Below are 14,433 nucleotides of genomic sequence, written 5' to 3'. Positions count from 1 at the left end.
AAGGAGTGGCTCGTATGAACAGAATAATTACCGAACAGTTCGTGGTACAGGGCATTCCGATTCTGTCTATCTATGAGGAATCGGCTAGTCGATTGCCTTTGGTCATCTATATACATGGCTATGGAGGGAGTAAGAAGGACGGACTGGAGTTCGGGCATAAAATAGTGGAGCGAGGGATGTATTTTGTTGCTTTCGACGCTGCGGGGCATGGAGAAAGGAAGCAGGATGAGAGGGACTCTCTGATCAAGGAAAGTAGCGTTTATCCACCGGATACAGGATTAGATACGTGGCTTCATATGCTTGAAGTGATCGCCAAGACAACCGAGGATATAGATGCCTTGCTTTTACATTTTATGAACGATCCCAAGGTTAATACTGAGCGATTAGGAGTTACCGGCTTATCTATGGGAGGCTATGCAGTTTACTTTATTGCTGCGAATGATCCGAGAGTACAAGTGGCCGTACCTATAATCGGATTAGCTTCGTTCTTAGAGCGGTGGGAGGATGTCCTGCTTGAAAGCTCCACTTATGAGCGATGGGCCGAAGCACTGAAGGAGTCGGAGGAGCACACAAAGCTAAGAACAGCCTTTGTGCAATCCATAGATCCGTATGATAAGCTGGCAAGCTTTTACCCGAAACCTTTACTCATCAGCATCGGAGATATAGATGTGGAACAGCCCAAAAAATATACGATCAACTTATACAAGACTTTAAAGCCGGCTTACCGGGATTGCCCAGATAGACTGAAGCTATCCGTGCATGATGGAGTCGGACATTTTGTAACTAGCGCTATGATGGAGGAAGCATGCGAGTGGTTTGAAAAGCATTTGTAGTGGATAATCAAGTGGTTGATTCGCATGCCATTTCATGAATGAATGAATGAATCATGATAAGAAGCCTGGTCCTTTATTTTAATGGGACCAGGCTTTTTTAATAAAATCATTCATTAGAGCTGTGCGAATAAGGTCTCTGCAATATTCAGAATAACCGGACAATGATCGCTGCCCATTACATGATGATCGATTTGCGCATCAATCAAAGAAGGGCTCAGCCTTGTGGAAATGAGGAAATAGTCGATTCTCCATCCCACATTCCGCTCTCTTACCTTCGGCATATAAGACCACCAACTATAGGCATCTGCTCGCTCCGGGTACAAATGGCGGAAGGTATCAATGAAGCCCACAGCCAGCAAGTCAGTCATCTTCCCTCTCTCTTCCAATGTAAACCCAGAATTGCCTAGGTTGGGCTTCGGATGCTTCAGATCAATCTCCTGATGGGCAACGTTCAAATCACCGCATATAATGACGGGCTTCTTCGCATCCAGCTGCTGCAGGTAGTTGCGAAACCGATCTTCCCATTCCAATCTAAGCGCAAGTCTGGATAGATCTCGCCTTGCATTAGGTGTATAAACATTAACAAGATAGAAGCCATCAAACTCTAGTGTTAGAATCCGTCCCTCGTCCTCCGAATCCTCTTCCAGCCCATATCGTACTGAAAGAGGCTTGATTCTAGTGAAGACAGCGGTTCCCGAATAGCCCTTCTTGATCGCATAATTCCAATACTGCGAATACGCCTCGCCATAATCCAGGCTAATTTGTCCTTCTTGGAGCTTGGTTTCTTGCACACAAAATATATCGGCGTCCGTTTCTTTGAAATAATCGTTAAATCCTTTGGTTACGCATGCCCGCAAACCATTCACATTCCAGGATACTAGTTTCATTATGGATGATCTCCTTGCTGCTCAGCATATTTTCTTCTACTAAGTGTATCATAGAAACTCGTCATTCTGAGCAGAATTAGAACCCGGCCGATCTGTTTAAAGAGTTGGTTTGTATCGATTGTCTACTGGTTCAGTATCGATTTCTTTTAAGGTATATTCTAATCCACCGTATTTTTTGGCAAACAGATTATACACTAATGCAGCAAGAGCACTTAATCCTCCATAAACGAAGATAAGGAATACCGGCATTATTAAGTACGGCAGTCCAATAAGAGCCGTTGTTCCACTACCCAATGCGATTCCGATGACGAAGAGCAATAATCCGATCAGCATCATAAATGCCATGGGAATGATCATGATATACATCGTTGTTTTAAAAGCGCTCTTCTTGCCGATTTCTACAATCTCTACTTTTTTCATTCAACCCGCCCTTTTGCATAGATGTTTCTGGACAAGTTCGACATAATTTTCCAAAATCCTCCCTTTATGGTGGTAGGCTGTGCTGCATCGTGCACATTGGAAGATTTTCGGCTGTTTTGGCGCTGGAATAAAGAGGTTTTTTGTTGAATTTGTCGAAATTGATCGAATCAAGATTTGCTTCTTAGTGGATTTAACAAGAGGCTAGCTCAAGTAGGAGAGGGATTAGGAATATGATTACTTGGATTAAAAAGAGGCTGATTGCACGTATTTTGTTTGTAATGGCGTTGGTTATTATCCTTATCGTAGTCGGCAACAGCCTTATACAGCTCCATAACACAAGATCGGCAGTTGAAGGTGCGATAAGTACCTATAATATGAGTATTGCCGAGAGCTACGTGAAGCAAATAGATACAGCCAAGTATGCTGATTTCCTTAAAGACCCGCAAGAAACTGATCTGTACTGGACACTGCGGAAGGAGCTTAATCAATTCCGATTATCAATTGGCGCGCGATTTGTTTATTTTGTAAAAGTCGCCCCCTCCTCAGACCCTCTGCTTATGATTGACGGCAGGCCCAAAGGGGACTCACTGGCCTCGCCAATTAATGAAAAAACGGACATGCCTTCCGCTGCAGTCAAGCTTGTCCTGGATGGGCAGCGTGCGTCCTCCGATTTGATTGTTAACCCGGAATACGGGACTTATATATCCGCCTTTGTTCCAATGAAAGATAAAGATGGGAAGCTAGTTGGTGCACTCGGCATCGATACAGATGCTGCAGTACTTGATCATCTTACGATGCAGGTCATCAAGGAAAGTATACCTCTATACGCCCTTATGTTGGTCCTTGCATTGGCAGCGCTTGTCGTAATTATGTGGTATGTGGCTAACGCTCTGCGACCTCTGCGCACCATTACGGCTAGCGCAGGCAAAATGGCCTCTGGTGACCTTAGTGAAGCCAATGAGATTCTCCTTGCTCACCCCGTCAAGTCCATAGATGAGATTGGTACGGCTTATCAGGCGACGCTCCTGATGTCCAATCATCTCAATGATAGGGTTGGCAATATTGTTTCTAGAATCGCCAAGACTTCGGATGTACTCAGTATTTCTTCCGAGACATTCGCAAGCCACACCAACCATATGCTAGTAATGAGCGAGACCGTTAGTGAATCTGTGCAGCATATTCTTGAAGGGACTTATACGCAGACACAAGGTGCACAGGATAATGCGGTTGCTCTTGAGGAGCTGACACAGGGGATTATGCGTATCTCAGAGTCATCTGCTACCGTTTCGGAAGCTGCTGCTCAAGCGGTAGACACAGCTGAAGCGGGTAAGGAGACTATCAATGATATGAGTCGACAGATGAATAATATTTCATCTTCCGCCCAGCAGACGCTGAACATTGCCAAGCTCCTACAAGATTACACCAATGAGATTGAAGGTACGCTGCAGGGAATTCGTGATTTTGCTGATCAGACGAAGCTGCTTGCGCTGAATGCATCAATAGAAGCGGCTCGAGCTGGTGAGCATGGGCGAGGCTTTACGGTGGTCGCTGCTGAAGTAAGGAAGCTGGCTGAAGGTTCAACTGCTGCGGTTGAGCAGGTCACCGCGCTGCTGAGTAATATCGGCAGGGAAGCGGGAAGAATTAGTGAGCATATGGACGATGCTGCAATGGAAATTCAGGAAGGCAGTCGTTTATCCGAGGATGCTGGGCGGTCCTTCGTCCATGCGGTTGCCGCCTTTCGCCTTGTGACGCAGCAAATTATGGAGGTATCCGCGACTGTCGAAGAGCTCTCAGCCGGTTCTGAGGAGGTTGCAGCTACCGTTAGCAGTATGGCGAGTATTGCAGGTGAGGTATCGATAGAGACTCAGCAAATTCAAGAATTAACAGGGCAGCAGCTGGCGTTAATGAAGCAGGTGTATGAAGCTTCTACAGAGCTGAGCAGCAACACGGCGGAGATGAGAGAAGCGATTCAGCAAGTGAAGGTATAGCAGCGATCGCTATTGCATGCACATAGAAAGGCCGGGTTCTCTGCTTAGCAGGAAACCCGGCCTAATTTATTTAAAATATCAGAAGGTATACAAATTCGTCTATCCTTTTCTGATATTTTTGTGGAAGAAACTTGCGCCGCTACCAGAGGAAAGCGTCAGTCGTTTCTTCTTATTCGGTTTCGTTATGCACATTCGGAATGTTGACATTCGGATCCACATCAGCCTCATAATCGACACCATCAATCTCAAAACCGAACAGCTGGAAGAATTCTTTGCGGTAGCCTTCGAGATCCGTTAACTGTGCGATGTTCTCGGTTGTCACTTCGGCCCACAGCTTCGCAACTTCCTCCTGTACATCCTCGCGCAGCTCCCAATCGTCAATTCGGATGCGGCCTTTCTCATCAACCGCTACCCCACCCGAAGTATATAGACGTTCGGAGAATAAACGGTAGGTTTGTTCAATGCAGCCTTCATGGATCCCTTTTTCTTTCATGACTTTGTATAGGGCGGAGATGTAAAGCGGTACAACCGGAATAGCCGAGCTGGATTGAGTGACTAATGCCTTGCTTACGGTCACATAGGCCCGGCCGCCAGTAGCGCCCAGCTGCTCATTCAAGCTCTTCGCAGTCGCTTCAAGATGATCCTTTGCCTGACCGATTGTTCCTTCCCGGTAAATGGCTTGTGTAATTTTGGAGCCGATGTATGAATAGGCGACGGTTGTTGCATGATCGGCTAATACGCCACCCTTTTGCAAGGCGTCCATCCACTGCTGCCAATCATCTCCACCCATCACCTCGACGGTTTCCTGTATCTCATCTTCTGTTGCCGGATCGATGGTAATCATGCTCACTTCGCCAGTATGGAAGTTTACGGTTTTGTTCGTATAGGATTGACCAATTGGTTTAAGGACCGAATTAGAGACTACACCTGTTTGAGGATTCGTACGGCGAGCGGAAGCTACACTGTAGACAACCAAATCAACCTGTCCCAGCTCGCGGCGAATGAGCTCAACTGTGCGTGCTTTGGTCTCATCCGTAAAGGCATCACCGGTAAGGCTGTAGGACGTAAGCCCAGCTTTCTGTGCGGCTATTTCAAATGCGGCCGAGTTGTACCAGCCAGCTGAAGCGGGTCTGCCTCCTCCGCGCTCGCCCTGTCGGTAAATACCAACTGTATTAGCGCCTGCTCCAAAAGCCGCCACGATGCGTGAAGCTAGTCCGTATCCGGCGGATGCTCCAATGACAAGTACATTGCTAGGGCCTTTAATAGCGGGCTGTGCTTGTACGTATTCTACTTGCTCTTGAACCTGGACAGCACATCCTTCAGGGTGGGCAGTCGTACAGATAAAACCACGTGTTCTAGGTTTAATAATCATCTCGATCATTCCTTTCTTCGTTCAATTACAGTTTTTTGGACGTCCTTTTGCAGACAGTACTCTTATTTTAACGAATTTTTGGTGAAACGGAAACTATTAGCCGCTAGAGAGTAAAAGTTGTGAGTGGATTTAGCAATTCCAATGATTCAAAAACAACTTCTATTTTCTCCTCTTTTTGCTGTTTTTCAAGTAATATCGACAACTTATTAGATTTATAGTTTACATTTCATGTTATATCGATATACTTTTATTTAGGTCTCTCGGGATTGCGGTTTTAAAGCTATTGTTCATCCGTATGAAAATACGCAAGAAGTTTCACTATAAACGTTTAGGAGTGACTCACAATGACGATCAAAGTAGGTATCGTAGGTTACGGAAATTTGGGTAAAGGCGTTCGCAAGGCGATTGAGCAAAACGCAGATTTGGAATTGGTAGCTGTATTTACTAGAAGAGAGCCAGGACAGCTAGAAGCTGGACAAGAGGGCGTTCGTTTCGAGCATATTTCCACAGCGGAACAGCATAAGGGCAGCATTGATGTCATGATTCTATGCGGAGGTTCGGCTACTGATCTTCCTGAACAAACGCCTGCTATTGCAAGCATGTTCAACACAGTGGATAGTTTTGATACGCATGCTAAGATTCCAGAGTTCTATGATAAGGTTAATGCTGCTGCTAAACAAGCAGGTACGCTCAGCGTAATCTCAACGGGCTGGGACCCGGGTTTGTTCTCCCTTAACCGTCTGCTTGCGGAAGCGATCCTTCCTGAAGGTAAGGATTATACGTTCTGGGGCAAAGGCGTCAGCCAAGGCCATTCCGATGCGATTCGCCGTGTTCCTGGTGTAAAAGCAGGCGTTCAATATACAGTTCCTGTTCAAGCGGTCATCGACCGTATTCGCTCGGGTGAAACGCCAGAATTGTCTACGCGTGAGAAACATTTGCGTGAATGCTTTATCGTAGCTGAAGAAGGCGCAGATCAAGAGCAAATTCGTGAAACAATCGTGACTATGCCGAACTATTTTGCCGACTATGATACGAAGGTGAATTTCATCTCAGAAGAAGAACTAAAGGCTGAGCATGAAGGTATGCCGCATGGCGGATTTGTTATCCGGAGCGGTGTTACAGGCGCAGGAACGAAGCAAATCGTTGAATTCGGATTGAAGCTGGAGAGCAATCCTGAATTTACAGCAAGTGTACTGGTAGCTTATGCAAGAGCGGCATACCGCTTAAGCAAGGAAGGCCAGAGCGGAGCGAAAACCGTATTCGATATTCCACTTGGTCATCTTTCTCCTAAATCCGCGGAAGAGCTTCGCCGCGAATTGCTGTAGATAGTTGTTTATATTGCTAGTTTAGCCGAAATAGCTCGTCTTCAACCGATCACCCTTGGAGGAACGCCAAACCTGTATAACCAGGTTTTTGCCGTTCATCCTTGGGTGATCGGTTTTATTAATTACCCGCTCAAATATTTTTTATTTGCGTATTAATCATACATTGTTTAGTATTTATATACACAAAGTGCAAGCTATTATACCAAAACTACAAGTTCATAAAACAAAGAGGAGTGTTATGCTTAAATGTTAACAGCTATTTCAGAGCAGCAGTACAGCCTTGCTAAAGAATATGTCCAATCCGTCCACGAGACGGTTATTAAACGAAATCCGCATGAAAAGGAATTCCACCAGGCCATCAAAGAGATTTTAGATTCTCTTGTCCCTGTTTTTGCAAAGCATCCACAATACATTAAGCATGGTATCCTGGAGCGGCTTGTAGAACCAGAACGTATGGTCACTTTCCGTATACCTTGGGTTGATGACAGTGGCAAAATTCAAGTGAACCGTGGTTTCCGCGTACAATTCAACAGCGCACTGGGTCCATACAAGGGCGGTCTGCGCTTCCACCCCTCCGTTAATGCAAGTATTATCAAATTCCTCGGCTTTGAACAAATTTTCAAAAATGCTTTGACTGGCCAACCGATCGGTGGCGGCAAAGGCGGATCCGATTTCAATCCAAAAGGCAAATCCGATAACGAAATTATGCGTTTTACCCAAAGCTTCATGACGGAGCTATCCAAATATATCGGTCCTGATACCGATGTTCCAGCTGGTGATATCGGTGTAGGTGCTAGGGAAATCGGTTATATGTTCGGACAGTACAAACGCCTTCAAGGCGGCTTCGAAGCAGGCGTATTGACTGGTAAAGGCATTGTTTATGGAGGCAGTCTCGCAAGGAAAGAAGCGACTGGCTACGGCTGCGTGTATTTTGCGAATGAGATGCTCAAATCGAAGGGCACGAACTTTAATAACGCAACCGTTGTGGTGTCTGGTTCAGGCAACGTGTCGATTTATGCGATTGAGAAGGCTCAACAATTCGGTGCGAAAGTTGTCGCATGCAGCGACTCGAACGGTTATATTTATGATCCAAGCGGTATCAACCTCAATACCGTTAAACGTCTAAAAGAAGTTGAGCGCAAACGCATCAGCGATTACATCATCGAGCATCCACAAGCGACTTATACGGAAGGTTGCACAGGTATTTGGAGCATTCCTTGCGATATCGCACTGCCATGTGCAACGCAGAACGAGATTGATGAGGATGCGGCCAAGCTTTTGGTTGCCAATGGCGTTAAAGCAATAAGCGAAGGCGCAAACATGCCTTCGACTTTAGAAGCGATAGAAGTCTTCCTGAACAATGAAGTATTGTTTGGGCCAGCCAAAGCAGCTAATGCTGGTGGCGTGGCTGTATCGGCGCTAGAGATGGCTCAAAACAACATGAGACTATCTTGGAGCTTTGAAGAAGTGGATGCTAAGCTTCATGTCATCATGCAAAATATATATGATCATAGCGTTCATGCAGCAAGGGAATACGGTGCTGAAGGCAATTTAGTAGCGGGTGCGAACATTGCGGGGTTCCTTCGGGTCGCAGAAGCAATGTTGGCGCAAGGTATCGTGTAATAGAGAGTCACTGACCAAAATCATCTACAAAGGCTGGGAATCTTCCTGAAGAGGAGGCATCCCAGCCTTTGTGGCTTTATTCCCCAAAATGAGACGGGTTCGCTATCCGTGATACATACAATTGGTTTGGTCTGCTATTCAAAGATATAATCCTCGTATACAATAAAGGGTATTCTTTACAAGTGGGGTGAAGGGATGCTGTTCCATTTCGTTCGAAGTAGCTAATTGTCGGGCTGGGTAAAACGCGTACCAGCTATTACGGGAGAAGTCTGTCCCGTGATCAGCAGACAATGAAGCATCGAATAAGAATGGGAAGGTGGATTTTTACCATGAATGAAATGGAATATAAGGATTTTTACAATAGAGTTGGGGAGCGGAATGGCTGGGATTTCAGCAAGGTGAAATGTCGGGTTCTGGGTGAGGCGGCAGACCTCTATAAAGAGGTACGAAAGGTATGCAGCAGATTCAACCTATTGCTTGATATTGGGACAGGCGGCGGTGAAGCTATACTGGGGCTCCATGATGCTGCTTTGCTTGTAGTCGGAATCGATCAGTCCGATGGAATGATTGCGACGGCTCAACGTAATTTGGAGAGATTGCAGGCTTCTAATGTTCGTTTTATGCAAATGAATGCGGAGCAGCTTGCTTTTCCCAAGGCGTTCTTCCAGATCGTTACCTGTCGTCATTCGCCCTTTAACGTGGAGGAGATCGCTAGGGTATTATCACCAGGCGGTATATTCCTAACGCAGCAGGTAAGCGAAGGCGACAAGTTGAACATCACCCAGTCATTTAGCAGAGGACAACATGATGGAAAGTCAGATGGAACACTTCGTGATCAGTATGTTCGTGAATTAACGACTGCTGGCTTCACCGATGTACGGGTTAGAAATTACAATACGACGGAATATTATCAAACAGCCGAAGATTTAATCTTCCTGCTGAAGCACACACCGATTATTCCTGACTTTGGGATAGATGCAGCGGACTTTATTAAACTCCAGTCGTTTATTGAAGCGAATAAGAGTGAGAAGGGCATTCGGACGAATGCAGCGCGGTTTATTATCACAGCGAGAAAAAGAACGTAAGAATTGCTACTCGGACGGAGGATTAAAGCGATGAACAACCGATTAGTCGTTATGATAAGCATCGTGCTTGCCATGCTTGTTGCCTCTATGGATTCCACGATTATCAATACGACAATGCCGATTATTGTAAAGGATTTGGGTGGGCGGGAGCTGTATGCATGGGTATTTACAGCTTACATGATAGCTTCTACCGTGCTGTCACCGCTAGCTGGGCGAATGTCAGATCTTTTTGGCCGTAAAACCATTTTTGGGATTGGGATCCTGCTTTTCATGGGTGGGTCCTTGCTTTGCGGGTTCTCCCACACGATGGTGCAGCTTGTTATTTATCGCGCCATTCAAGGAATCGGAGCGGGGATCATGCTACCTTTCCCCGCCATTCTCGCGGGTGACTTGTTCCCGGTCGAGCAGCGTGGCAAAATTCAAGCGTTCTTCACGGCAATGTGGGGACTCTCCGCGGTACTTGCTCCACTGCTGGGCACCTTTTTCGTGGAATATTTGAATTGGCATTGGATTTTCTTCGTGAATATTCCGATCTGCCTCATTTCATTCCTAGCCTTGCTTCCGTACAAGGAAGTCTATCAGCCCAAAAAATCATCGATCGACATTCTGGGCGCTCTGCTTTTTGCCGGCGGGGTATCTCTACTGCTAGCTACGACGATCGTGAGTCACTACATCATCCTATACGCAGTGGGCGGAGCGGCGCTTATTGTTGCTTTCTTTTTCTATGAGAAGTCGCATCCATCACCAATCGTGCCGCTGTCCTTGCTGCGTAATCGGCCGATTGCATGGATGCTGGCCGGGTCATTCCTTTCTTATGCGGCTTTATTCGGCGCTTCCAGCTTCATACCGCTGTTCGTGCAGAACCAAGGCTATTCCCTGCTAATCAGCGGGGTTGCCCTGTTGTTTGTGGCTGCTGGCTGGATGGCTCTGTCGGTCCCAGCTGGCAAATGGGTGCTCCGTTATGGTTACAAGCGATTGCTTATCATAGCTAATTCCATTCTCGTCTTTACTGCGGTATTAATGCTCATATTGAAACAAAGTACGCCGCTCAGTTACATTTTTCTAGTTATGACCGTGTTCGGGTTGGCGTATGGATTGCTCTCTACCGTGTCGATTATTGGCTCACAGCAGCTTGTGGAGCCGCATCAGAAGGGGATTTCTACATCCTTGCAGATGTTTGCTCGCAACATCGGAACCGCTGTCGGCGTCACCCTTATGGGGGCGTTCATTACGAAGGCAGATAACTTCTTTGTTGGTATGGGTAACCTCTTCTTATTCGGATTTATTCTCAGTGCAGCTGCTATTATTCCACCACTCGCACTCCGCGGGCAGATGAAGGAATCTGTGAAGAGTGGTTCTTAGAGGACCATGGAAGTTTGTGATTCCAACGGAGAAGTATTTTGCAAAAGGATGAAGAAAGCTTTCTCTGGCTCTTTGGGTACTATTTGTTCGGATCGTTACTGTCAGGAAAACAGGGTAAACTATTCATATATGAACCTACATAGGAGGGATAAGTATGAACTGGAATTATTACGATACCTTCATTACAGTTTCAACAGATTGTCCAGTAGATAGAGGGATCGTGCCGCCGGACAAGAAGAGTGGGAGAACGAAGCCGAGTATAGAGTTTGAATTAGTATCCAAGCATCCTTATACGTATACCCAAGAGGATGTTCTGTTTGAAGTGCATGTTCGGCATAAGGGAATTCCCGAAGAGGAACTGGCTGCAAAAGGGACGCAGGTGCGGGACGAATTCTTCCAGAAGCCGATGGCCTGTCTCAGAGCTTCTATGCTCCCTAAGAAATATGGATGGGGCATTCATTTTAACGCAGAGGGCAAGCTGGCGCTGGTACCGGTAGAATCTGCGGATTACCAGCATTTCATTGATGGTGACAAAGGAAATGTGAAAGTATTGGCGGCAATGAGGAACAGCAAGAAGTAGCATGCTTTAAACATCGAATATTTCCGTTTGGAAACCCCGACTTCACTACAAAATGTGGAGCGGGGTTTTTCGTTAAAACCATATCAATCCGTCGTTCTTCTATATGAAGAAGCACTCTATGTTTTGATTCAGCAGAAAAAAGCTATACTGATAGAGTAACTCTAACCATTGGAGGACTTAAAACTAATATGCATGTTATCGTCCCTGTCCAGAGTGGGAACAAAAGAACGAAACGAAGAAGACTGCTAGTCGCTGCTCTTATCATAACAGTGGGGTTCATACTTCTTATAAACAACCCCTTACTCAATCGTATTTGGCCCCATATAAAGAACCACGATGTCCCTCCTGTAACGGGGTTACATCCAATCGTAGCCGCTAAGCAGATGACTCTGATCCAAGAGACGAAGAAGATCGGCATAACCATCCTAATTACAGATGGATTTCGCAGCACGGTGGAGCAGGATGCCTTATATCGGCAAGGAAGAAGTGATAAGGGGCAGATCGTGACAACCGTCCAAGGTGGAGACTCTTATCATAACTACGGCTTAGCCATCGATTTTGCGCTTCGTACCCTAAAGGGAAAAGTCGTTTGGGATCTGAAATATGATGGGAATCATAACGGGAAATCGGATTGGATGGAGGTCGTTGCAATTGCCAAGCGCCTTGGATTTACTTGGGGCGGAGATTGGAAGAATTTCAAGGACTATCCTCATCTTCAAATGGATTTCGGCTATACAATTGGGGAGCTGAAGCGGGGAGAGCGGCCAACTGATGTGAAGTCTTAAATCGCACAGTCGGGACATCTCCCAGCGTTGGCAGTGAAGAAACGATTGAGATCACGTAAACGAACAGAGAGAGGGTGGATCAGCATCTCTTGGTTAATGAAAAAAGGAATTGATGCATTCCGTGACTAGCAGGAACAGAGGGGCATTCCCTTTCCCAATTTTCAAGAAAGATTAATAGGGGCTTATTACTATAAAGGTCTAGATGGACTCCGCTTCTTCGCCAAGATGGGCTGGAAGCATGCTTATGACGAGCTCAAGCCGTTTCTGTTGAACCTAACCAACTAATAGGAATAACTAATGGAGTTGCTATGCATGATCATTCAAGTTCTGCTGAGAGGAATTCAGGCCTGCCAGGAAATAAAGAGCTTCTTCTATCGTTGCGACAGGGACCACTTGAAGCTTCAGGTCCAGCTCTTGTTTAACCTGCTCGGCTTCCTCTTCATTACTCAAGCCTTCATATTGAAAGTTGTCCTTATCCTTTGGGACGAAGAAGAAATCTGCATCAGACTGCTCCGCTGTCAGCAGCTTAGTCCGAATAGCTCCGACCGAACCTACCGTATGATCCGCTTCAATGGTCCCCGTGCCGGCAATGATATACTTGCCGTTCTTGGAAAAATCCTGATGCTGCGTTTCCTCAACCAAGCCGATGCTAAGCATCAGTCCTAAGGAATCGCCATAATAGTTAGAGGCTTCTGCTATGATTGTATCCCATCTTTGCTCTAGTTCGCTATCGGATACGGGTGTCTGTGCTTGGTCAGCAGCTGAGGTTAGCGCATTGTAGATCGTATCATCGCGATCATCTGCCCCAGTCTCCTCCATAGAGATAAAATCCTCTTCGGCAGAAGCATCAGTTGGCTCAAATTCTGCATCGGGTGAAGCTAGCTCGGCTGACCATTTTTCAAATAAGTTACTAACAAGGCCCTCCCGTACATAACAAAAATGTACGCTGCCATGTACGCCAATATCTCGTACGGATACAATTTCTCCGGGTGCTATGTAGGTGTAATAACGAGGAATAAAGCAATAGGTTACAGCACTTATAGGAATGAGAAGAATGATACAAGTGATGATAATTTCAGGAAGGTACCGCCGTTTCTTCGCTGCTTGTTGAGGAGCATGCATAATAATCACCTTTTTCCATTCTTGGAAGATATATTGTGTCTGAATGAGATTCGACAACAATTGTTAAATTCCCTCCAAATTGCACGATCGAAATCAACCAAACATAATCTAAATCCTTCTCAGGGTGAATGGAAAATAAAGAAAAAGGCAGAACATTAGCTATCCTGCCTGGGATTGGCTGCTATTCTACCGATCACTTCTATTGGGCATTATACAGGGTTCTTATAGCTTAGGAATAGGCCGGATTCTGTTGCGATTGTGAATGATCCATCAACCCAATAACTCTCCACGAATTGTCGAAATGCGGAGGCTTTATCCGGATGCAGCACGATGGTGTCTGCCTCTAAGCCGTTGACCGAGAGTAAGTAGTTCACGAGAGCATCTGGTTCTGTGACGATCAATTTATTGTCGTAACGACGAAGTTCTACGTTCTCGAACAATTCCCGCAGCTGCGACCCTCCGTTGTCCAGAGAGAAACGCGACTCTATTGCGCCAAGTACCCGCTCGTAACAGGACTGTGGGTCGAAGGCATGAACAAGCTCCTTCATCTCACGCATATTGCCTATTCCAATTGTTGAGCTGCATAGGAAGCCGCTAGGCTTCAGAACGCGGTGAATTTCCTCCAGAGCCCGCTTGCGATCCATGTCGTTAAGATGATAAAGCATATGATTAGCGATGACGAGATCAAAGGATTCATCAGGGTATGGAATATGAATGGCATCAATGGCCTCATAATGAAATGGGAAGCCCAGTGGTTCCAGTCCAGCCTGTGCAGCCGATAACATCCCTTCCGAATAATCGGAGAGCGTAATCGTCCAGTTGGCGGGAATACGCGGTCCATTGGCCTTCCATATTAGTCCGCTTCCGCATCCAAGCTCGAGGACATTAGCATGATCCAGCTTCCCCCACTGGTCCCAGATCCAGCATGGCCATGGGTAAGCATTCGTACTGAATTTGGCGTGCAGGTAAATGCGGGCGTTGAAGTTACTTGCATTTCCGTATTGGTTATCCTTAAGTGAACCGTTACGCAAAGTAGGAGACATTCGTCATC

General features: G+C 46.1%; 13 protein-coding genes. 8 read left to right on the top strand and 5 right to left on the bottom strand.

Translation table 11 applies throughout. The features are described 5' to 3' along the window. Window positions 1-14: 14 nt before the first annotated feature. On the top strand, window positions 15-833 hold the full coding sequence (locus EKN16_RS22510; RefSeq protein WP_125662477.1) for an alpha/beta hydrolase family protein: 819 nt from the start codon (window positions 15-17) through the stop codon (window positions 831-833). Window positions 834-946: 113 nt separating this feature from the next. Here the strand turns inward: EKN16_RS22510 and EKN16_RS22505 are convergent, their stop codons facing one another. Together EKN16_RS22505 and EKN16_RS22500 are read right to left on the bottom strand one after the other, a co-directional pair. Next, the gene (locus EKN16_RS22505; protein WP_125662474.1) at window positions 947-1,720 is read right to left on the bottom strand and encodes an exodeoxyribonuclease III; all 774 of its coding nucleotides are present in this window, start codon (window positions 1,718-1,720) and stop codon (window positions 947-949) included. A 96-nt stretch (window positions 1,721-1,816) separates the two neighbouring features. Then, window positions 1,817-2,140 (bottom strand): hypothetical protein, encoded by a 324-nt coding sequence (locus EKN16_RS22500; protein WP_125662471.1) that lies wholly within the window; start codon window positions 2,138-2,140, stop codon window positions 1,817-1,819. A gap of 230 nt (window positions 2,141-2,370) precedes the next feature. Between EKN16_RS22500 and EKN16_RS22495 the strand changes: the two genes are divergently transcribed. Next, window positions 2,371-4,128, top strand: coding sequence for a methyl-accepting chemotaxis protein (locus tag EKN16_RS22495; protein WP_125662468.1), 1,758 nt, complete (start codon window positions 2,371-2,373; stop codon window positions 4,126-4,128). 169 nt (window positions 4,129-4,297) lie between these two features. On the opposite strand, the gene fabV is transcribed toward EKN16_RS22495, so the two are convergent. Next, window positions 4,298-5,500: an enoyl-ACP reductase FabV gene (gene fabV / locus EKN16_RS22490; protein WP_125666547.1), complete on the bottom strand. Its 1,203-nt coding sequence runs from the start codon at window positions 5,498-5,500 to the stop codon at window positions 4,298-4,300. A 344-nt stretch (window positions 5,501-5,844) separates the two neighbouring features. On the opposite strand from fabV, the gene EKN16_RS22485 reads away from it, so the two are divergent. From EKN16_RS22485 to EKN16_RS33540, 6 genes are all read left to right on the top strand, one after another. Then, complete coding sequence (locus tag EKN16_RS22485; protein WP_125662466.1) at window positions 5,845-6,825, top strand: diaminopimelate dehydrogenase; 981 nt, start codon at window positions 5,845-5,847, stop codon at window positions 6,823-6,825. 246 nt (window positions 6,826-7,071) lie between these two features. Beyond that, window positions 7,072-8,448, top strand: coding sequence for an NADP-specific glutamate dehydrogenase (gdhA, locus tag EKN16_RS22480; protein WP_125662464.1), 1,377 nt, complete (start codon window positions 7,072-7,074; stop codon window positions 8,446-8,448). Between the two features lie 329 nt (window positions 8,449-8,777). Next, the gene (locus tag EKN16_RS22475; RefSeq protein WP_125662462.1) at window positions 8,778-9,533 is read left to right on the top strand and encodes a class I SAM-dependent methyltransferase; all 756 of its coding nucleotides are present in this window, start codon (window positions 8,778-8,780) and stop codon (window positions 9,531-9,533) included. A gap of 30 nt (window positions 9,534-9,563) precedes the next feature. Then, window positions 9,564-10,895 carry an MFS transporter gene (locus EKN16_RS22470; RefSeq protein WP_125662460.1) on the top strand — a complete coding sequence of 444 codons (1,332 nt, stop codon included), beginning with the start codon at window positions 9,564-9,566 and terminating at the stop codon, window positions 10,893-10,895. A gap of 154 nt (window positions 10,896-11,049) precedes the next feature. After that, window positions 11,050-11,475 (top strand): DUF6157 family protein, encoded by a 426-nt coding sequence (locus EKN16_RS22465; protein WP_125662457.1) that lies wholly within the window; start codon window positions 11,050-11,052, stop codon window positions 11,473-11,475. Window positions 11,476-11,663: 188 nt separating this feature from the next. Next, complete coding sequence (locus EKN16_RS33540) at window positions 11,664-12,260, top strand: M15 family metallopeptidase (RefSeq protein ID WP_125662455.1); 597 nt, start codon at window positions 11,664-11,666, stop codon at window positions 12,258-12,260. 306 nt (window positions 12,261-12,566) lie between these two features. Here the strand turns inward: EKN16_RS33540 and EKN16_RS22455 are convergent, their stop codons facing one another. Next, entirely contained in the window at window positions 12,567-13,442 is an 876-nt protein-coding gene (locus EKN16_RS22455; protein WP_125662452.1) for a hypothetical protein, read from the bottom strand. Between the two features lie 149 nt (window positions 13,443-13,591). Beyond that, window positions 13,592-14,425, bottom strand: a complete 834-nt coding sequence (locus EKN16_RS22450; RefSeq protein WP_125662449.1) for a class I SAM-dependent methyltransferase — start codon at window positions 14,423-14,425, stop codon at window positions 13,592-13,594. Between the last annotated feature and the right edge of the window lie 8 nt (window positions 14,426-14,433).

The sequence above is a fragment of the Paenibacillus baekrokdamisoli genome (genome assembly GCF_003945345.1).
Taxonomy (GTDB): domain Bacteria; phylum Bacillota; class Bacilli; order Paenibacillales; family Paenibacillaceae; genus Paenibacillus_Z; species Paenibacillus_Z baekrokdamisoli.
This window is presented reverse-complemented; position numbering and strand designations above follow the sequence as displayed.